Source organism: Aulosira sp. FACHB-615, from assembly GCF_014698045.1.
Taxonomy (GTDB): domain Bacteria; phylum Cyanobacteriota; class Cyanobacteriia; order Cyanobacteriales; family Nostocaceae; genus Nostoc_B.
Genome location: NZ_JACJSE010000019.1, coordinates 60,630 through 79,514, shown reverse-complemented (window position 1 = coordinate 79,514; position 18,885 = coordinate 60,630). Strand labels below are relative to the sequence as shown.

The following is an 18,885-nucleotide window of genomic DNA, read 5'->3' as shown; positions in this document are numbered from 1 at the left end:
TTAACTAAATCTAACTTTTGTAACTCATCAATACAATGGATGTCAGAAATAAATATGGTGCAAGCATACGAAGATAATAAAAGTTCATATTTACAGCATCAAAATGTGAACCTTCCAGAGAAAGACACAAGTAATCAAACTTGGATAGGACGCAAGCATGTTGAAACAGAAGCATCACTCAACTCAGTGATTAACTTCCCGCAAGTGTTGTTTGAGGTAAAAAACTTTGTCACTGCTGAATATGGTACAACTCAGATTTTATCCATCAACGACAGTACTGGTGAATCTACACAACGAGTTATCCTCAAACAAGGTTGGAATGCACCTATCGGTCATTTCACCACAGATGTAGAACTTTTCGTCCTGACAGGTACACTTTGCCAAGGAGGTTTTAAACTTCGCAATCTCAGCTACTCATATATCCCGGCTGGTATACCTACAGGCCCTTGGAAAACCGAAGAAGACACAATTCTGTTGTGGATGCCAGATGCTACTCCCACTTATATTACAGAAGACTATGCCAGCCTAGAGCAAATTCCTGCCACTTCTTTATACCACGGGAATATGCAGACGCACCCACGAATGGCTGAGTATGTACCATTGCAAGAACTCCACGCCATGAAATGGGAAAGCACAACTTTCTTACCGCCTGGTTCAGCGCGTAAAAGTTTGTATACCAACAAAAAAACTGGACGCGCCACCTGGGTTCTTGGCTTAGTACCAATGTGGATAGAAGGTAACTTTTATGCAGGTCATCCCACTACCGAAGAAGCTTATGTCATCAGTGGAGATGTACTAGGACATTGGTCGATGAGCGATGATCCATTTAATAGACGTTATGCAGCAATGTGCAAAGATGGTTATTATTGGCGACCTGCCCATGTTCCCCACGGCCCATTCTGGACAGAAAGTGGCGCACTACTGTTATTTCGGACGAGCGATCGCTTAGATTGTTATTGGATACTGCATAACCCAGATATTACTCAGCAAGACGATGCACGTCTTCAGTCTGCACTGAATCAGCACAAGTAAATAGTCAATGACAGGCAAAAGTCTAAAATTTAAAATTAACAATCTATTTGACATTTGCCTGTGAATTAATTCCACTTACAAAGCCTTATCCCATTCTAATTGATGAGCTAAACCATACTTGATAAAATCTTCGACTGTTGCCTGATCACTCTTACCAAACACACCTAAACTGTAAGGATTATCTTGCATACGTTGTGTAACTTGTTCTTGTTCAAATTCTCTGACTTCTACTCTAGGTTTTTCTGGCTTAAAAAAGTCTACAACCAAAACAGTTCGATCATAATCAGTATAATTGTGTGGACAGTGGGGATAGCTATGATCTAAAATCAAAAACTTACCTTCATTCCAATAAAGCTGGTCATAGCAAATTTTCATAGCCACATCACCCTCCGGCACAATCAAGCCCAAATAACCGCGATTCATGTGTGGGTTATAGTTAACATGCAGCTTGATATCTAAGCCTGGATGAAATGTCCCAAAATAAACATTTCTCAGGATATTATCTTCACTAAAGTTAACTTTTTCAATAGCCTTCGCCAAATTTGGGAAATATTTATTTCTTAAGCTTAAAGCTTTTGCTGCTGCCTCCTCTGTGGCATAATCTGGATATTGGATTTGATGTAATTGAATATATTCTTCAATAAATAACCCTTGAAATAAAATTCCAAAGGCACTATATTTTGAATCACCTTTGGTTTTAATTGTTTTACTCTTAGGCCCCAAAACATCGTAAGCAAATTTTAACTCTTCAGTTGATGCCTGCTGCCTAAAGCGCGTAAACTCATCCCTAATGACTTGCCATTCATTTTGAAGACTTTGGAGAAACGGAAATTGCTTGGGATCGAGATGATATTCATTAAAAGTTGCCATTGTTTTTATCCTGAAGTTAATTGAATAAAAAACTATTACATAATCAGAGTTTTTAGCCGAGCTTCCAGTAATATATAAAAATTTCTGGTTAAACCAGCCAGAATTTAAGCTGATATACTTATTTTAGTCTGAGGTCTACTGTGTCTGAACCTCCCTTATTAGATAAAGTTATTAAAAATGTGCGAGTTGTTCGCCCTCATCAAAATGTAGTCGAACTACTGGATTTAGGCATTAAAGATGGTAAATTTGTGGATATTGCCCCTAATATTAGCGCCACACAAGCCAAAGAAATCTTCGATGCTAAAAATTTACTCGGCTTTCCGGGGGTTGTTGATGCTCACATGCACATTGGTATTTATCAACCCCTCAATCAAGATGCAGTTACAGAAAGTAAAGCCGCCGCAATGGGGGGAGTCACAACTAGTTTAAATTACATTCGCACCGGGCAATATTATCTGAATAAAGGTGGTTCTTACCAGGATTTTTTTCCTGAAGTATTGGCATTATCCGCAGGTAATTTTTTTGTTGATTATAGCTATCACGTTGCACCCATAGCCAGCCGACATATCGACGAAATACCTTTATTGTTTACAGAACATGGGGTATCTTCATTTAAAATTTTCATGTTTTATGGCGGTTATGGGTTGCATGGTTTGTCAGACCAGCAAAACTTGTTTTTGATGATTAATCAAGAAGAACGCTACGACTTTGCCCATTTTGAATTTATCATGCGTGGGATAACTCGTTTGATGGAAGAATATCCCACAGCACGAGATACTATTAGCTTAAGTTTGCATTGCGAAGTTGCCGAAATTCTCAACGCTTATACCAAAATAGTCGCCAATGATTCTAACCTGACTGGACTATCTGCTTATAGTGCAGCACGTCCGCCTCATTCTGAAGGTTTAGCAATTTGTATTGCTGCTTATTTAGCACATGAAACTAACTGTGCAAATATCAATTTATTACATCTGAGTTCGCGCAAAGCAATGGAAGCAGCGTTGACGATGCAAACTGCTTTTCCTCATATTAACTTTCGGCGAGAAGTGACAGTAGGACATTTACTATTAGATGTTGATAGTCCTAATGGTACTTGGGCAAAAGTTAACCCGCCAATTCGTCCCCGTGCTGATGTGGAATATTTATGGCAAGCGGTATTAGATAATCAAGTAGATTGGATAGTGAGTGACCATGCTTGTTGTTCTGCGGAACAAAAACGTAGTGCGAAAGACCCGAATAATATTTGGTTAGCCAAGTCTGGTTTTGGCGGTACAGAATATCTACTTTCGGGTGTAATAAGTGAAGGTAGTAAGCGGGGAATGTCTTACAACCAGGTTGCTAAATTGCTATCTTGGAACCCATCGCGGCGCTTTGGTGTATTGCAAAAAGGAGATATTGCAATTGGTTATGATGCAGACTTGGTGTTAGTAAACCCTGACGAAAGTTTTGTGGTACGTGCGGCTGAGTCAGAATCACAACAAGGTTACACACCATTTGAGGGGATGGAGTTAACCGCAAGGGTGAAGAGTACTTTTTTGCGAGGAAATTTGATTTATCACAACGGACAGGTTGTAGGTTCACCGACTGGGAGTTATTTAAAACGCTCTATATTGGGATAAATTCAACAGCAGAAATTTAATAGACAACTTTTATGCGTCAGTCCTAATCATAATCCAATACAGTTCAGTTAAGACTAAAAAGCAATTCTGGTGTAGGTTGGGTGGAGGAACGGAACCCAACAGAGTATTGAGAATGTTGGGTTACGAGATCGCTACACCCAACCTACTATTCTCTTAAATGAACTGACTAAAACTAAAGAACCCCACCCGGCCGATCGCATTATCAAGGACACAATTGTTTAAACTATTGACTACGGACTCTTGTGTGGATGGTTTATGGCTATTTGGTTAAGTTTGTGTGCAGCGATTTTCGTAGTGGCTTACTTACTGGGTTCCTTTCCCACTGGCTATATTGCGGTGAAGCAGCTAACAGGTATTGATATTCGAGAAGTGGGTTCTGGTTCAACAGGGGCGACGAATGTATTAAGAACCTTGGGTAAAGGGCCGGGAGCGTTTGTTTTAGGAGTTGATTGCTTAAAAGGAGTATTAGCGATCGCTTTAGTTTACGCTTTCTTGAATTTTGCCGCTACTTCCAACTTGATTCCCAAAACCGTAGATTTGCAATTATGGCAACCCTGGATGGTGATATTAGCGGGTTTAGCTGCAATTTTGGGACACAGTAAATCAATATTTCTGGGCTTTACTGGTGGTAAATCTGTGGCTACCAGTTTAGGGATATTATTGGCGATGAGTTGGCAAGTTGGTTTGGCAACTTTGGGCGTATTTGCCATTGTTGTTGCTATTTCTCGAATTGTATCCTTAAGTTCAATTTCTGGTGCGATCGCTGTTTCTATTTTGATGTTAGTTTTCCACCAACCATTACCTTATATTTTATTTAGTATTCTTGGCGGTTTTTATGTAATTATTCGCCACCGCAGTAATATAGAGCGCCTTTTAGCGGGAACTGAACCCAAAATTGGACAGCAGGTAGTTACAGAAACCGAAAAAACAGAAAACACAGAACAAACTGTTTAATGCTTGATGGTAATAGCAGGAGAAATGTAGGTTGAGTGAAACAAAGTGGAACCCAACAAAGCCTACTTGATGATGTTGGGTAATTAAAAACTTTTCATTCTCTCTGTGCCTTTGTGCCTCTACGTGAGAACATTTAGAGCTGATTCGTAAAGAAAATCTAAAACACTTCTAGGTGAGAGGGAATGGATTTTAAGCTAGAACCAGTGAGATAGTTGTACTAACAATGAAACGTCTGCCAGAGATTTTTAATTGTGGACGAATCAAAGGCTCATTACATTTGGATGAATCTTGGTTGGCAAAATGGCGATGCCTGCGGCAACCCCTGTAGGGAACGCATTTCTGCTATGACTGTCTATGTGCGGATTCGTGATGATAAGTTCTGGATCGAAGAAGATTGGACGGAAAACGGTATTGCAACTGATTTGCTGCGTGCTGGTGTTCCCAAAGAAGAGATTGTTTTAGCATTTCATGAGCCGAAGATGAGACAGTATACAAATTTTGCTGTAGTTTCTTGACAGCATTTTAGGGTTTAACGCTTCTCAACCACTCAGTAATACCCTCTGCTAAAGTTTTGACTAACTTCTTCTGTTCCTGGGGATTTGTCGCCTCCTCAAAGTCGTCAGGGTTACTCATAAAACCTAATTCCAATAATACTGATGGTGCAGTATGGGGACGAGTCAGTGCTAAATTTTGCCAATACAAACCATAAGAAGGCCTACCCAAATCATTAACTAAGCGGTTGTGTAGTAAGACAGCTAGACTATGGGCTTGGGGATGATACCAATATGTACTGATACCCCTGGTATTTTCCGCATCACCATCATCTGGGAGGGAGCGATAGTGAAAAGTAAGAGCGATCGCAGGTGATTCTTGCTCTATAATTTTCTGACGTTCTACCAGGGATAAGTCTCGATCATCTTCCCTAGTCATCACCACAATTGCACCCCGCCGCGCTAATTCATCTCGCAATAGCTTGGTTACTTGCAAATTCAAATCTTTTGCTAACAAACCAGTAGCCCCGACTGCGCCCAATTCTTTACCACCATGTCCAGCATTGAGTAAAATTTTGATTCCAGATAAGGGCTTTTCAACAGAAAAACTAGCTAGATTTGGAGTTTTATCTTGCGCCCAAGTGACGGGAGAATTGGTGAGAGAATTTAAAACTACTAATCCTATCAGTAGTGGGATGAATTTCACTTCATTTCCGGTTATGGCTTGCCAACCTATATAAATACCAAAGGCGATCTCACTCCCAATAATACACCTAGTACAGTACCAAATACAGCAATTACTCCGGTTAATCCCACAATTCCTGGTAAAACCAGAGAAGAAGCAAAGTAAGAAGCCTGATTAGCAACAGTAACCCGACTGTTAGCAATGGTTTTAACTGTATAACAGATAGCAGAAGCTTTAAGTTTATTAATTGAGCAAGTTCAGCAAGCTGCTACTCAGTATACTGGTAATTTATAAAAGTTTTCTTAATAAAATTGATGGTTGTAGTAGTTAGCAAATATCAGCATTGATTGATGATAAGCTAATAATTGCTTGACTAAAGAGTTAACTATTAGCATATACAAAAGTATCTCTAGAGAATGGGTATCACCTTATATCTACAGATGGATGAACTTTCATTCATATTTAAGTAAAAATTTGTAGAGAAATGTTGAAGTGTTAGTAAAAAACAAATAAACATTACCCAAAATACTTTAGACTTGACTTATGATGTAGAAACTTTGCGGAGTTAAAATTCATCCATAAAGTCAGAGCTAATTCGTAAACTCAAGTTCAGTAATCATCTAGTAAGGGTTTAAATTAAGTATTTATTCCCAGGAACCCAATACTAGTAATTATTTGAATTTCCTTAATATTTTCTTTATGAATTAGCACCTAAGTATAATCAAGGAATATTTTTTGTTCCTGATTAAAATAATTGCCAACTAGGAATTTTCCCAATCAGATGGATGAATTATAGCTGGTACATCACTACTGCAATTATCACCAATTGCAGAGATTCATCCTGTCAACATTTGTTAGGAGAAGAATAACTTATGAAAGTTAAAACTGTATATGCAAGTATGGCGATCGCTACATTGATCGCTACAGGTATGATATCTGTTACCCCAGATAATGCACTAGCTCAAAAAAGTGCAAACCAAACTGAACAAAGCAGTTCAAGAGGTTCAAAGTCTTTAGAAATTCAATGGCTTTTAGGGTTTATACCCTGGCCTACATGGAATACACATTCTAAGCGTCCCAGAAGCCAAAATTTAATTGATGATGCTACCTATGCCAATAACCCAAATCGTCCAATACAAACAAATCTAGGTGGTTCAGGTAGACACACACCAAACGGTACAAATCACCCGTCTAACGATGACGCAAATCACCCACATCATCCGATACCAATAAATACAGGCGGCTCAAATATACACACGCCAAACGGTACAAACCACCCGTCTAACGATGACGCAAATCACCCACATCATCCGATACCAATAAATACAGGCGACTCAAATATACACACACCAAAAGATCCAAAGCACCCATCTAACTATAAAGAAGTTCCTGTTCCCTTATTAATACCAGGATTAACTGCTTTTGGAGTAGGGTTAATTCGCAAACATCGCCAAGAGCAGAAGCAAATAAAGATGCAATAGATGAATTGATTACCTGTGAAAGTCAATAGTTATCAATATGAGTAAAAAACATAATCTCATTGTTTGGTGTGGTTTGATTGTGGGTTTTTACTATTACTTATTTTTTTGGTTAAAAACGCTAGTACAGTTTTTAATTGGTGGTAGTACATTTCCATTATTAACTATTACTGCCGTTTATTTAGCATTACAAGATTTATGGCAAAATAAAGCTAAAATTGTGAGATTCAGGGCTACCAATATTCAGAGAAGATTAGGTCATATTTTGATAGGATGTGGAATTTTATTTTTCCCATTCAGTCTGGATAAAGGGTGGAAACAAGCATTAGTCTGGTTAAGTATCTTCGTCGGTATTGTGATTAGCACTTGGGGAATCAAGTTCTTTAAATACTATCTACGCCCAACTTTTTTAATCATTTTCAGTATCTATCCTGGCATTAATGTTTTACCGGGATATCTATGGCAAGCGTTGACTCCCGAAAGAACAATGGATCAAATTCAAGCTTGGAGTGTTAATTTAGCACTTCACACTATGGGTTATCCCAGCAACATAGATGGAACATGGGTAAACTTGCCTACAGGTAGCGTCAATATAGGATGGGGTTGTAACGGATTTGATTTGATGGTGTTGATGTTGATGACTAGTCTGTTAATAGGTATGGCTTACAGACTAAAAAGCCGGCAGATATTAATCATAAGTTTATTGGGATGTGTGATTGCTTTTGTCTTCAACACTGCCCGCATTACATTGCTGGCAATTTCCGTTGCTTATTGGGATGGGCAATCATTTGATTTTTGGCATAGTGGCTGGGGCGGACAAATTTTTTCTTTAGCTATGTTTACCGCATTTTATTATCTGTTAATGCAAATGCGTTTACTAGATTTTGCTCGCAAATCTCATAGCAGTAATTAGGACTTACGTCTTTCAAGAATGGGTGTAAGGGTGTAGGTATGCAAAACCCTTACACCCCTTTACCCTTAACCCTATACACCCAGTCTCTACATAAAATCTTGGTGCGTAAGTCTTATTTCTGTTTAACACTGTTAAACCACTCAACAATTCCCTCGCTTAAAGCTTTGGCTAATTTTTGCTGTTCTTGAGAATTTGTCACCCATTCAAATTCATTGGGATTACTCATAAAACCTAATTCCATGAGTATTGATGGTGCTGCGGCTGGTCGAGTTAAGGCCAAGTTATTCCAAAAAACTCCGTAAGAAGGTCTATTGAGTTTTTTAACTAGATAGTTGTGCATGAATACTGCTAGGTTATGAGCTTGGGGATGATACCAAAACATCCCAACTCCTTTGGTATTTTCCGCATCGCCGTCATCGGGTAAAGAATTGTAATGAATGGAAAGTGCGATCGCAGGTTTTTCTTGCGTGATAATTGCTTGACGCGCTGGTAAAGACACATCTTTGTCAACATCTCTTGTCATCACCACTGTTGCACCAAGTTCGACCAAATTCCCGCGCAGCAACTTCGCCACTGCCAAATTCACATCTTTTTCTAAATATCCAGTCGGGCCAGCTGCACCAGATTCTTTACCACCATGCCCCGGATCAAGTAGAATCTTCATACCAGATAAAGGCTTACTTCGCCGATTTTCCAGGGCAGGCGGATGACGTAAAGCTAAAACCAGGGTAGTTCCTTCATATCTCAGTTGATATCCCCACTGTTGCGATTGTTTGAGGTTAAAGGTGTACTGCACCTGTCCCGGAATCAGCTGCTGCCAATCAAGGCGAGAAATTACAGGGTCATCATCCAAACGAATAATATCTGTTTGGGCAGTGGTATTGTAAAGTATCAGAGTCAAAGTCTGATCACTTTGCTGCACACTCACAGGTACAGGAAATTGTAAGGGAAAAACTATCTCTGTAGCATCCATCAGCCTGCGATATCCGACACTCCGAATAATTGTGCGTGGCGGAATTGCCCCCGGTAAAATGCGAGTCTCCTTGCTATTAATCCAAGCACCGTAGTCCAAGCGCAACCACTCACCTTCTTTCCCTGTGACTGTAGCTTGTGTTCCTTTCGGTAGTGGTGTCAGCCGGGAATAATCGGTGCTGGGGCCAGTGCGGGCTACACCTGCATCTACTATCACTTCAGCAACAGGTAACTGCGTTGGGGAGAAAATTGCTATTTTGCCAGTTCCTGGTTGAGTAATTGTCTGACCATTCAACGTCAGTTTAAACTGAGGTTGACCTAAATCTATCTCTTGATTAGCATCTGGGACAATAGCAGCAGAAATGATGTTGTTACCGTAAAGTAGGCTTAAAGATTCAGAGTCAGGTTTCTGCACCGTTGTGCAACCCGCATACTTGCCAGCAATTGGCTGAGAAGTAGGTTGGTTTCTGCCCGTCAGGGCTGCCAAATTACTAGGTAGTTGTACTTGTTGGGGTTGTGGTGCTAGGGCAACAGTTTGATTAGCGAGGTTTACAGAGACGTTAGCATTAAATGGGGCGATCGCACTGAAACAAATTAGTTCCCCTGGTAGTCTAGCAATATCCCCTGCTGGAGTCAGAGAACCTGGAGCAAATTCTAAGCCTTGTGGGACAACAGGCGCAGTTGCCTGCCTTGTCACTTTAATCTGAACAGTTTGATTTTTGTGACGGACTGTAAAAAGATTTTCTCCCAATTGTAACGGGAAACTCGGAGCAAAATGCCCGGATTGACTGCGGTTAACGACCTGACCATTAATTAGTACTTGTCCATTATTTGGGGCTGTACCCAAAAAAAATATTTTTTCCGTACTGGTTTGGTGGTTAGGTGGTGGAAAAACAACAATAAGAGATGAATCTGCTAATGCAACAGAGGAGGTAGCAATTAAGCCGAATAAGACTAGTGCGAGAAATTTTTTCACAACAAATCACAGAAGATTTCATGACAGTGCCTATGGCACAATTACGGGATGTATTTTGAGAAGGCGCAAGAGAGAAATACAAAATTACTATGACTAAATTTATCTTCGTAACTGGAGGTGTAGTTTCCAGTATCGGCAAGGGAATTGTAGCAGCAAGTCTAGGACGTTTGCTCAAATCACGGGATTATTCGGTGTCAATTTTAAAATTAGACCCCTATATTAATATCGATCCCGGTACAATGAGTCCTTTTCAGCATGGGGAAGTTTTTGTTACCCAAGATGGGGCGGAAACCGATTTAGATTTGGGTCATTACGAACGCTTCACTGATACCTTAATGTCACGTTTTAACAGTGTGACGACAGGTTCAATTTACCAAGCTGTGATTAACAGAGAACGGCGCGGTGACTACAATGGCGGCACAGTCCAGGTAATTCCCCATATTACCAACGAAATTAAAGACAGAATTACTTTGGTTGCTAAAGACACCAACCCTGATGTATTAATTACGGAAATTGGTGGTACGGTAGGAGATATCGAATCTCTGCCGTTTATGGAAGCAATTCGCCAGTTGCGGAAGCAAGTGGGGCGGCAGAATGTGTTGTATATGCACGTCACTTTATTGCCTTACATTGCTTCGGCTGGGGAAATGAAAACCAAGCCAACACAGCATTCTGTGAAGGAACTGAGATCCATTGGCATTCAACCAGATATTTTAGTTTGTCGGAGCGATCGCCCGATCCCCGCAGGATTAAAGCAAAAATTATCTGAATTCTGTGATGTACCCGAAAAATGTGTGATTACTTCTCAAGATGCCTTGAGTATCTATGAAGTACCACTGATTTTAGAACGGGAAGGCTTGGCAGAACAAGCACTAGCATTGCTGCAAATGGAACAACGCACACCTGATTTAACTCAGTGGCGCACAATGGTAGAACGGCTATACAGTCCGAAGCGGACTTTGGAAATTGCCATTGTCGGTAAATATGTGCGGTTAAGTGATGCTTATTTATCTGTGGTAGAAGCCTTACGCCATGCAGCCATCGCTACCCATGCTGATTTGCGCCTGCGATGGATCAACTCAGAAATCTTAGAAACAGAACCAGCCGAAAATTATTTAGAAGGCGTGGACGGTGTACTAGTGCCTGGTGGTTTTGGAACGCGGGGAGTAGATGGTAAAATTGCAGCTATCAAGTATGCCCGCGATCACCATATCCCATTTTTGGGTTTATGCTTAGGAATGCAATGTGCTGTCATTGAATGGGCTAGAAACATCGGCGGTTTTTCAGATGCTAACAGTGCTGAATTTGACCCTGATACGACTAATCCAGTCATTAACCTCTTGCCAGAACAGCAGGACGTAGTTGATTTAGGCGGGACAATGCGCTTGGGTTTATATCCTTGTCACATTCTGCCCAATACTTTAGCTGGGAAGCTTTATCAAGATGATGTGATTTATGAACGGCACCGACATAGATATGAATTCAACAATGCTTATCGTAAGCTATTGTTAGAATCTGGCTATGTGATTAGTGGTACTTCTCCCGATGGCCGCTTAGTGGAAATTGTCGAATTTCCCAATCATCCGTTCTTTATCGCTTGTCAATTTCACCCAGAGTTTCAATCGCGTCCTAGCAATCCTCATCCTTTATTTGAGGGATTTATGCAGGCTGCGATCGCTCTTAAATACCCAAAGACTAATCTACAAACACCTGTAGAGGTTTCTTAACCCACTCAAACTTGAGTTGTGAATTTACCCAAACCAACATTGACTTAGGACAGAGATATTTTGTTATACAGGGTTAGCATCATTTTTCCACATTGGACTTAAGGAGATGTTGTGCCGTACTGGATGAAAATCTTTTACGAGAGGAAAGAATATGTGATTAATTTTGACCGTGTAAATGCTTTTTGCTATGAACAGAACGGCCGAGTTACTTTTTGGTTGCCTGATAGCGCCATTCCAATTGTCATTAATCCTCAAAATAACTTAGAAGACTATCAAAAAGTTCTCAAATATCTCGAACAAGTCACCGATGTCGAAGTAGACAGTGGTCACTGGGTGAAAATTATCGACGGCAAAAATGAATATGTAGTTAACCTCCATTGCATTAGTTCTTTCTGTCAAGAACCCAATGGTAGGATAACTTTTTGGCTACCAGATGGCACTATCCCAATCGTGATCAACCCCTCCAATAATCCAGATTCTTATCTGAAAGTTTTGCAGTTTGTCAAAAATACCACAGGATATTCTTTGTCTTAATCCCAGAGTAATCGTCAGTATTTAGAATACAGCACTCATCCCAAATCGATATGAAGCAGCCAATAATTAGCCTGCGATCGCAGGCTTTGTTTGTATAGCCCCAGATTTCCAGTCTCTTGGGTTGATTATTTTGGTTTGTGTTGTGATGTCGTGGTAGCTTGATTACAGTTGCCCAGTAGTGTCAGTTTGCGGCTGACTACTACCGGGAAATCCTCCGTAATTGATAAGGCCAACTAAGGAGGCACAGCTGATCATGACAAATAATTACGAAGATTCACATCTCCAAGACGATGTAAAAAATGACCAATCTTTAGACGGTTTGCAAATTCTGGTAGTAGATGATAGTGAAGATAGTCTGCTGTTGACGAAGTTTATTCTAGAAACTTATGGTATGCAAATCACAACAGCAACATCAGCTTTAGAAGCACTGAAGTTAATCAAAAATTGCAAATTTGATGTTTTCATTTTTGATATTGCTATGCCAAAAGTAGATGGATATTCGTTAATTCGTAAAGCCAGACAAATGTTACTCTGGCAAAAACAGCATACACCTGCGATCGCTTTAACTTCTCTGACTGCGGAAGAAAGTTATCATCTGGCATTATTATCGGGTTTTCAAGGCTATGTTCATAAACCAGTGGAGACGGCTGTATTAATCACTGAAATTAAAAAAGTTTTAGGAATTTCGCCAGGAGAAAATGGTGAATAATTCCGAGCGATCGCTAAAATACATACAGACAACCCAGGTAAATCTAGCAGGCGATCGATGATAAACCCACTCCCAGACTATAATCCCAGTGGTGTCGGTGAAATTAACGGCAACCTCTTTGGTTTGCCCTTTGATTACGAGTCAGCCAACTTAATTGTCTTTGCTGTACCTTGGGAAGTCACCGTTTCCTATGGTGCAGGTACAGCCAACGGCCCCCAAAGAATCCTCGAAGCCTCAACACAACTAGATTTATTTGACTTTGACAACCCAGATGGCTGGAAACAGGGAATTTTCTTAGTGGAAATTCCTCAAGATATTTTAGAAAAAAATAATTACTACCGCACTCTAGCCGCCCAAATCATCGAAAGACTGGCACAAGCTAAACCCCTCACAGACACACCCGATTTAACTCCCATCCTCACAGAAATTAATCAGGCTTCCTTACAAGTAAATCACTGGTTATTTACCCAGTCTCAAGCAGCCATCAATCAAGGTAAGCAAGTTGCAGTTATTGGTGGAGATCATAGTTCTCCATTAGGTTATCTGCAAGCACTGGCAACTAAATATTCTAACTACGGCATTCTGCATATTGATGCACATGCAGACTTACGCGATGCCTATGAAGGATTTGAATTTTCTCATGCTTCCATCATGTTTAACGCTGTGAAACTACCGCAAATCTCTAAATTAGTCCAGGTAGGTTTACGTGATATCAGCCATGATGAAGTGCAAATGATTGATCAATCTCATAATCGCATTGTTGCCTATTATGACCCAGCCATCAAGCAAAAACTTTATGCTGGCATCACCTGGATAGAGATATGCCGCGAAATTATCAACCATTTGCCAGAATATGTCTACATTAGCTTTGATATCGATGGCTTAGATCCAAAACTTTGCCCCAATACAGGTACACCTGTGGCTGGCGGTTTGGAACTAGAACAAGCATTTTGTATACTTCGTGAACTAGTCAATAGTGGTAGAAAAATTATTGGCTTTGATGTTTGTGAAGTGGGTGATGCAGAGTGGGATGGCAACGTAGGTGCAAGAGTAGTCTATAAACTAGCCAATTTCATGGAATTATCTCAACGATAATGGATATTGCCATCAAACTTCAGCAAACATCATGATACTTTTGGTTGATACCACAGGGATAAATTCAACTGTGAGCAAAAGTAATCTCCCGCAACAATTTGCTGCTGATGGTCAACTATCCAATCATAAAGTTGTGCGGCTCTTGCTAGGGCGACCCGTTCAGAACGATACAGGCGTGGACTCGGACAGAAAACTTCGCCATTGATGTGTATCCCTGCAATCAACCAATAATCGCTGCATTCGCCCTCTGGTAAAATTTCTAGAAACCCGCTACTGTAAGGCTCGATTATTCCCATATTCATTTGCAAGCTTGACAAAAACCGTCCTATTTAATTTAGCGAGGGTTTCCCGAAATAAAAGTAGTGTAAGCTCTATTTGTTATGCTTCAGGTATTTGATCTATGATGAACCATATATGAAATATATCTAGTAGTGTAAATTCCATGACAGCTTGCAGAAAGTAACTTCTAAATTCACAAAACTAGGATGATTGCTGTCTAAGCCTAAATATCTAACTCATCTTAACTTTTATACCTATTCTCAAATTGCGGCTCTAGTACTTTAGCTCCTTAAAATATCTTAACAAGAGGATAGATTAAATTGACAGTCAACACACTTCTCGGACGAATCAATCAACATCAATATCTGCGTGAATTGCGAAATAAATTACTCCATCTTCACCGGATGTTACTAGATACAGAACGCATCAACTATGAGCAAGTTCATGGCAGAGTATCGACTAATCAACTCTTTCGACTTGTAATTTCAGATGAGCAATTTGCTTGGCTACATAAAATTTCTGAATTAGTGGTGCAGATTGATGAAACTTTATCATCTGATCAACCCATATCTTTAGAAGATGTGCAGAATTTAATTGCCAATGCTCGCAGTTTAATTGTACCTTCTGAGGTTGGTAATGAGTTTGCGAGAAAATACTATGCTGCGCTTCAAAGTGAGCCGAGCGTTGTATTAGCACATGCAGTAGTCTCAGAACTTTTAGCTATTAAGTAAATAAAGTCAAGTAGAGGATATGTATAGTAAAGTAATTTTACGCTACATATCCTTTTTTATTGCTTATTTAAGATTATTGAAGATGTGAGTTAAATAACAACTTGATGATTAGTTGTGCTAAGACAGGAATGACCTAAAAATCGTCATTTCATGCAGCAGCAAAAAAATCAATTCAGTCATCTTACAGCCATAGAAAGAACATACCTTTCATTTCCAGCAAAATTTCTCTTAAATCAAAACCTACTGCGAGGTAAAATACTAGACTTTGGCTGTGGTTTTGGTAACGATGTGAAATTGTTACGCGAACAAGGTTTTGATATTACAGGATATGATCCTTATTATTTACCTGATTATCCTCATGGAAAATTTGATACAATAATTTGTTTTTATGTCTTAAATGTCTTGTTTGCGGAAGAACAAGCTAATGTGTTAATGGAAGTATCTCATCTGTTAAAACCAGGTGGTAAAGCTTATTATGTCGTCAGAAGAGATATTAAAAAACAAGGTTTTAGAGAACATTATGTTCATAAAAAACCAACTTATCAATGTATAGTTAAGCTACCGTTTCATTCTATTTATTTAGATGAAAGCCGAGAAGTATATGAATATACTCACTATAACTACCAAAGAAATTCCTCGAATAATTGTATATTCTGCAATCCCTATAAAAATTTAAAGCTATTAACAGAATCAGCAACAGCTTATGCAATCTTCGATGGTTATCCTGTAAGCAAAGGTCATGTTTTAGTAATTCCTAAACGCCATGTAAGTAATTATTTTGAATTACCATTTAAAGAACAATCTGCTTGTTGGTGGATGGTGAATAAGGTTCAAGAGATGCTCAAAACAGAATTTACACCTGATGGTTTTAATGTAGGCATGAATATTAATCGAGAAGCTGGACAAAATATTATGCACGCCAGTATTCATATCATACCTCGTTATCAAGGTGATAATATGGGTGTTAAAAGTGGTATTAGGAATGTGATACCTAAAAAAAGTAATTTAAAATAGGTAATCTTGCCAAAATAGGCATTGTTTTTGTCGCATATTCAGGTTTTGTGAGAGTTGCAGTAAATCTTGACGTGGCAAAGTATTATTAATGTAAAATAGCTCTCGTTTTCGGCGAGAAGTGTAATCAAAGAATATCGTGAATCTGTCGGAAGTTTCTGGGGGTTTGCCTCTATGGAAAATGCTACCTGTCCCTGCAAAAATGACTGTACCAGCACTTCCTATACAAGATTTATAATTATCTGGTGGAATAATTTGTTGCATTGTTTGATTGGAAATATAGCCGTAGGTATATTTTAAAGATTGAACTATCTTTTCTGTAAAAGATAGGGGTATATATTGAAAAGGCCCCTGACTTTCAGAAACATCATTAACATAAATGATAATTTTTAATACTTTGCGGTCTTCGGGATCTAAATGCCAGCGTCGGGAACCTTGCTCTAATTTATTGGCGATATCTCGGCGAAAATATGTACCGTGATAGGCGACTGGTAAGCCAAGATAATGCTCAGTGATATTCAGTAAACGTTGTTCTAATCCCCATAAAAAAATTTCAGAATGTTGCATGATTTGTTGTAGACTGGCATGAATAACATATTGATTATGAATACTATTAATATCTGGTTCTATTTGAGAAGAAAGATGTTTGGCTGTTTGCAGGATTTGATTATTAGGTGTAATTCCTAAAGCATCTAAAGAAGTAATTGAAACCCCTTCATGATGAATTTTGTCAACTAGTTCTAAATCATCTTTTGAGATTGTAGGTAAATTGGGTTGATGTTGATTGACTGCCTCCTGATAAGCAACATCATTTTGATGTTTTATAAAAGGAAATTGATAAATTTTTTTAAAGATTCTTTTTTGGATTTTAGGTAATAGCAAGTGCATATATTTTCTAGTTAATTGATGGCATGATAATTACAGATAACTCAGATATAAGAATCAAATGTGATTGATCAAAAATCTAATACGTAGGATGTGTTATCGGCGAGAGTACGACATCTACAGCAAAGTTTTCGGTGCGTTACGGCTTACGCCTAACACACCCTACACATACTAAAATTTTTTCAGAAATCAAATCGGATTGATATATATTCGAGATAAATACTGATTTTCCTGATAATACTTATCCTACACAAGCTCGAAAAATGTACAAATCTATAAAGTTATGATGATCTGAAATAAAGATATCTCAGAACCCAAAGCTGGATAAGACTCTTCATCAAGATATTTAATTAATGCTAAGAGGATGTATGACTTTAGTTATAAATAAGATGCAATCATGGACTAGACAGGTAAAATTAAGTACATTATGGCTATTTAAGATGGTAAATAGCTAAATTTTAGATATATGCCGCTATACTAGCCCTGGAGAGTAGAATAACTAAAGATGGTGCGATTGTTTGTTGCAATGGTTTTGCTGGTGTTGTTAACGGCTTGTGGTACTATTGGACTGCTGCCTACAAGTGAGTTGGTAGAGAAAGCGATCGCACTTGAGCTAGAGCAAACCAAACAAGACCTCAGCCAGAAATTAGATATAGATTTTCAGGGATTTGAAATTAAGCAGCTGAAGATTGCTGAAGAAAAGGCACTGACAATTAAAAATTTACCTGCTTTCCGTGTCAAAGGAAAATACGATTTAATTATCAAACTACCACAGCGACAGTTAAAGCAACTGCAACAGCCTTTTGAACTTTACTTGCAAATTCAACAAGAAGGTAAAACTTGGCGGTTACTGCTACCCGATAAAACCAGTAAAGAATCTCAACCTGTTTGGCGTAGTTATTTGATTAACTAGTACAAATTTTATGTTATTCCGCCTTCGCGGACTTCGTTTTTATAGCCGCAAATTCCATTCGTCGGTGCTAGGCGCAAGATATGGGGTACATCCCAGTTTTTATTTTTCACATAGAGGATAATTGTCATTGCGAGGAGGAACGACGAAGCAATCTCATGCACTCGTTCAGAATGGTAAGATTTTGCGATTGCTTCGTTCCTCGCAATGACATATAAAAAAGTGGGATGCTCCCCAAGATATGTGTATGTAGAAGTTATATTTAATTAAAGAAATGCCATTAGAAATAATTTAAGTAATTTTATGTTAAATCTGAGCAGAATTACATTTGACCGTAACATTATGGCAGGACAAGCTTGTATTCGTGGTATGCGGATTCCAGTTTCTCTTGTTGTTAATTTAGTAGCTAATGGCAAATCTATAGAGGAAATTTTAGAAGAATATCCAGATTTAGAACCAGAGGATATCCGTGAATCTCTACTTTACGCAGCATGGTTGACTCAAGAGCAAGTTTATCCCTTCAAAAGTGCGTAATAAGTCATAATGAAGTTCTTGGCAGATATGGGAATTTCACTACGCACTATATTTTGGTTGCGTAGTGGTGGTCATGATGTTGTGCATTTGCGCGATGAAGGTTTGCAAAGGCTACCAGATAACGAGATTTTAGTTAAAGCTCGTACAGAACGGAGAATTTTATTAACTGTAGATTTAGATTTTGCCCAGCTTTTAGCAGTTAGTGGAGATAATTTACCCAGTGTGATTTTATTTAGATTAGGAAATGAAAATTACGATGTAATTAATGAACGGTTGACACAAGTTTTGCGTGAATGTCAGGAATATTTAGAGGGTGGTTCAATTATTTCTGTGAGTAATGAAACTTTTCGGGTGAAGCGATTGCCGATATGAGTTGAGGCGATGTTTGACGACAAGCCGCAAGTATCTACGCTTGAGCTAGTTCTTTATTCATCGGGAAGTTTTTATTGGTATAACTCG

General features: G+C 39.0%; 21 protein-coding genes. 16 read left to right on the top strand and 5 right to left on the bottom strand.

Annotated elements, in window-relative coordinates:
• Positions 1 to 54: 54 nt before the first annotated feature.
• Complete coding sequence (locus tag H6G77_RS24255) at positions 55 to 1,032, top strand: DUF4437 domain-containing protein (protein ID WP_190592781.1); 978 nt, start codon at positions 55 to 57, stop codon at positions 1,030 to 1,032.
• 75 nt (positions 1,033 to 1,107) lie between these two features.
• Here the strand turns inward: H6G77_RS24255 and H6G77_RS24250 are convergent, their stop codons facing one another.
• The gene (locus tag H6G77_RS24250) at positions 1,108 to 1,902 is read right to left on the bottom strand and encodes an aspartyl/asparaginyl beta-hydroxylase domain-containing protein (RefSeq protein ID WP_190872947.1); all 795 of its coding nucleotides are present in this window, start codon (positions 1,900 to 1,902) and stop codon (positions 1,108 to 1,110) included.
• 140 nt (positions 1,903 to 2,042) lie between these two features.
• Here H6G77_RS24250 and H6G77_RS24245 point away from each other — a divergent pair, with 140 nt between their 5' ends.
• From H6G77_RS24245 to H6G77_RS24235, 3 genes are all read left to right on the top strand, one after another.
• Positions 2,043 to 3,521: an amidohydrolase family protein gene (locus H6G77_RS24245; protein ID WP_190872946.1), complete on the top strand. Its 1,479-nt coding sequence runs from the start codon at positions 2,043 to 2,045 to the stop codon at positions 3,519 to 3,521.
• A gap of 276 nt (positions 3,522 to 3,797) precedes the next feature.
• Complete coding sequence (gene plsY / locus H6G77_RS24240) at positions 3,798 to 4,496, top strand: glycerol-3-phosphate 1-O-acyltransferase PlsY (protein ID WP_190592784.1); 699 nt, start codon at positions 3,798 to 3,800, stop codon at positions 4,494 to 4,496.
• A gap of 251 nt (positions 4,497 to 4,747) precedes the next feature.
• On the top strand, positions 4,748 to 5,011 hold the full coding sequence (locus tag H6G77_RS24235; protein WP_313954521.1) for a XisI protein: 264 nt from the start codon (positions 4,748 to 4,750) through the stop codon (positions 5,009 to 5,011).
• Positions 5,012 to 5,018: 7 nt separating this feature from the next.
• Here H6G77_RS24235 and H6G77_RS24230 read toward each other — a convergent pair whose 3' ends face one another.
• A complete protein-coding gene (locus H6G77_RS24230; RefSeq protein ID WP_190872945.1) occupies positions 5,019 to 5,693 on the bottom strand; it encodes an N-acetylmuramoyl-L-alanine amidase in 675 nt (224 codons plus the stop codon).
• Between the two features lie 18 nt (positions 5,694 to 5,711).
• On the opposite strand from H6G77_RS24230, the gene H6G77_RS36320 reads away from it, so the two are divergent.
• From H6G77_RS36320 to crtC, 3 genes are all read left to right on the top strand, one after another.
• Positions 5,712 to 5,837: a hypothetical protein gene (locus H6G77_RS36320; protein ID WP_277880650.1), complete on the top strand. Its 126-nt coding sequence runs from the start codon at positions 5,712 to 5,714 to the stop codon at positions 5,835 to 5,837.
• Positions 5,838 to 6,544: 707 nt separating this feature from the next.
• Positions 6,545 to 7,153 (top strand): hypothetical protein, encoded by a 609-nt coding sequence (locus H6G77_RS24225; RefSeq protein WP_190676060.1) that lies wholly within the window; start codon positions 6,545 to 6,547, stop codon positions 7,151 to 7,153.
• Between the two features lie 37 nt (positions 7,154 to 7,190).
• Positions 7,191 to 8,063, top strand: a complete 873-nt coding sequence (crtC, locus tag H6G77_RS24220; protein WP_190872944.1) for a cyanoexosortase C — start codon at positions 7,191 to 7,193, stop codon at positions 8,061 to 8,063.
• Between the two features lie 112 nt (positions 8,064 to 8,175).
• Here the strand turns inward: crtC and H6G77_RS24215 are convergent, their stop codons facing one another.
• Positions 8,176 to 10,011 (bottom strand): N-acetylmuramoyl-L-alanine amidase, encoded by a 1,836-nt coding sequence (locus H6G77_RS24215; protein ID WP_190872943.1) that lies wholly within the window; start codon positions 10,009 to 10,011, stop codon positions 8,176 to 8,178.
• A gap of 89 nt (positions 10,012 to 10,100) precedes the next feature.
• Between H6G77_RS24215 and H6G77_RS24210 the strand changes: the two genes are divergently transcribed.
• The 4 genes from H6G77_RS24210 (at position 10,101) to speB (ending at position 14,076) form a co-directional block, all read left to right on the top strand.
• Positions 10,101 to 11,738 carry a CTP synthase gene (locus H6G77_RS24210; protein WP_190592789.1) on the top strand — a complete coding sequence of 546 codons (1,638 nt, stop codon included), beginning with the start codon at positions 10,101 to 10,103 and terminating at the stop codon, positions 11,736 to 11,738.
• Positions 11,739 to 11,849: 111 nt separating this feature from the next.
• On the top strand, positions 11,850 to 12,272 hold the full coding sequence (locus H6G77_RS24205) for a hypothetical protein (protein ID WP_190592790.1): 423 nt from the start codon (positions 11,850 to 11,852) through the stop codon (positions 12,270 to 12,272).
• A gap of 253 nt (positions 12,273 to 12,525) precedes the next feature.
• Positions 12,526 to 12,981 (top strand): response regulator, encoded by a 456-nt coding sequence (locus tag H6G77_RS24200; RefSeq protein ID WP_190592791.1) that lies wholly within the window; start codon positions 12,526 to 12,528, stop codon positions 12,979 to 12,981.
• Positions 12,982 to 13,038: 57 nt separating this feature from the next.
• Entirely contained in the window at positions 13,039 to 14,076 is a 1,038-nt protein-coding gene (gene speB, locus H6G77_RS24195; protein WP_190592792.1) for an agmatinase SpeB, read from the top strand.
• Between the two features lie 29 nt (positions 14,077 to 14,105).
• Here speB and H6G77_RS24190 read toward each other — a convergent pair whose 3' ends face one another.
• A complete protein-coding gene (locus H6G77_RS24190) occupies positions 14,106 to 14,378 on the bottom strand; it encodes a hypothetical protein (protein WP_190676126.1) in 273 nt (90 codons plus the stop codon).
• A 297-nt stretch (positions 14,379 to 14,675) separates the two neighbouring features.
• Here H6G77_RS24190 and H6G77_RS24185 point away from each other — a divergent pair, with 297 nt between their 5' ends.
• Both H6G77_RS24185 and H6G77_RS24180 read left to right on the top strand, forming a co-directional pair.
• Positions 14,676 to 15,086, top strand: coding sequence for a hypothetical protein (locus H6G77_RS24185; RefSeq protein WP_242048450.1), 411 nt, complete (start codon positions 14,676 to 14,678; stop codon positions 15,084 to 15,086).
• Between the two features lie 150 nt (positions 15,087 to 15,236).
• Positions 15,237 to 16,100: an HIT family protein gene (locus H6G77_RS24180; protein ID WP_190872942.1), complete on the top strand. Its 864-nt coding sequence runs from the start codon at positions 15,237 to 15,239 to the stop codon at positions 16,098 to 16,100.
• Here the strand turns inward: H6G77_RS24180 and H6G77_RS24175 are convergent.
• Positions 16,092 to 16,985 (bottom strand): 2OG-Fe(II) oxygenase, encoded by an 894-nt coding sequence (locus H6G77_RS24175; RefSeq protein WP_190872941.1) that lies wholly within the window; start codon positions 16,983 to 16,985, stop codon positions 16,092 to 16,094. The genes H6G77_RS24180 and H6G77_RS24175 overlap by 9 nt on opposite strands.
• Before the next feature lie 502 nt (positions 16,986 to 17,487).
• Between H6G77_RS24175 and H6G77_RS24170 the strand changes: the two genes are divergently transcribed.
• The 3 genes from H6G77_RS24170 (at position 17,488) to H6G77_RS24160 (ending at position 18,798) form a co-directional block, all read left to right on the top strand.
• Positions 17,488 to 17,895, top strand: coding sequence for a hypothetical protein (locus tag H6G77_RS24170; protein ID WP_190872940.1), 408 nt, complete (start codon positions 17,488 to 17,490; stop codon positions 17,893 to 17,895).
• Between the two features lie 300 nt (positions 17,896 to 18,195).
• Positions 18,196 to 18,426 carry a DUF433 domain-containing protein gene (locus tag H6G77_RS24165; RefSeq protein ID WP_190872939.1) on the top strand — a complete coding sequence of 77 codons (231 nt, stop codon included), beginning with the start codon at positions 18,196 to 18,198 and terminating at the stop codon, positions 18,424 to 18,426.
• Positions 18,427 to 18,435: 9 nt separating this feature from the next.
• The gene (locus tag H6G77_RS24160; RefSeq protein WP_190872938.1) at positions 18,436 to 18,798 is read left to right on the top strand and encodes a DUF5615 family PIN-like protein; all 363 of its coding nucleotides are present in this window, start codon (positions 18,436 to 18,438) and stop codon (positions 18,796 to 18,798) included.
• Positions 18,799 to 18,885 lie beyond the last annotated feature (87 nt).

Excerpts from the sequence above, each read along its gene's own strand:
- H6G77_RS24255 (WP_190592781.1), top strand. The coding sequence starts at position 55 with ATGGTGCAAGCATACGAAGATAATAAAAGTTCATATTTACAGCATCAA.
- speB (WP_190592792.1), top strand. The coding sequence starts at position 13,039 with ATGATAAACCCACTCCCAGACTATAATCCCAGTGGTGTCGGTGAAATT.
- H6G77_RS24225 (WP_190676060.1), top strand. The coding sequence starts at position 6,545 with ATGAAAGTTAAAACTGTATATGCAAGTATGGCGATCGCTACATTGATC.
- H6G77_RS24200 (WP_190592791.1), top strand. The coding sequence starts at position 12,526 with ATGACAAATAATTACGAAGATTCACATCTCCAAGACGATGTAAAAAAT.
- H6G77_RS24175 (WP_190872941.1), bottom strand. The coding sequence starts at position 16,985 with ATGCACTTGCTATTACCTAAAATCCAAAAAAGAATCTTTAAAAAAATT.
- H6G77_RS24250 (WP_190872947.1), bottom strand. The coding sequence starts at position 1,902 with ATGGCAACTTTTAATGAATATCATCTCGATCCCAAGCAATTTCCGTTT.
- H6G77_RS24180 (WP_190872942.1), top strand. The coding sequence starts at position 15,237 with ATGCAGCAGCAAAAAAATCAATTCAGTCATCTTACAGCCATAGAAAGA.
- crtC (WP_190872944.1), top strand. The coding sequence starts at position 7,191 with ATGAGTAAAAAACATAATCTCATTGTTTGGTGTGGTTTGATTGTGGGT.
- H6G77_RS24170 (WP_190872940.1), top strand. The coding sequence starts at position 17,488 with ATGGTGCGATTGTTTGTTGCAATGGTTTTGCTGGTGTTGTTAACGGCT.
- H6G77_RS24210 (WP_190592789.1), top strand. The coding sequence starts at position 10,101 with ATGACTAAATTTATCTTCGTAACTGGAGGTGTAGTTTCCAGTATCGGC.
- H6G77_RS24190 (WP_190676126.1), bottom strand. The coding sequence starts at position 14,378 with ATGAATATGGGAATAATCGAGCCTTACAGTAGCGGGTTTCTAGAAATT.
- plsY (WP_190592784.1), top strand. The coding sequence starts at position 3,798 with ATGGCTATTTGGTTAAGTTTGTGTGCAGCGATTTTCGTAGTGGCTTAC.
- H6G77_RS24165 (WP_190872939.1), top strand. The coding sequence starts at position 18,196 with ATGTTAAATCTGAGCAGAATTACATTTGACCGTAACATTATGGCAGGA.
- H6G77_RS24160 (WP_190872938.1), top strand. The coding sequence starts at position 18,436 with ATGAAGTTCTTGGCAGATATGGGAATTTCACTACGCACTATATTTTGG.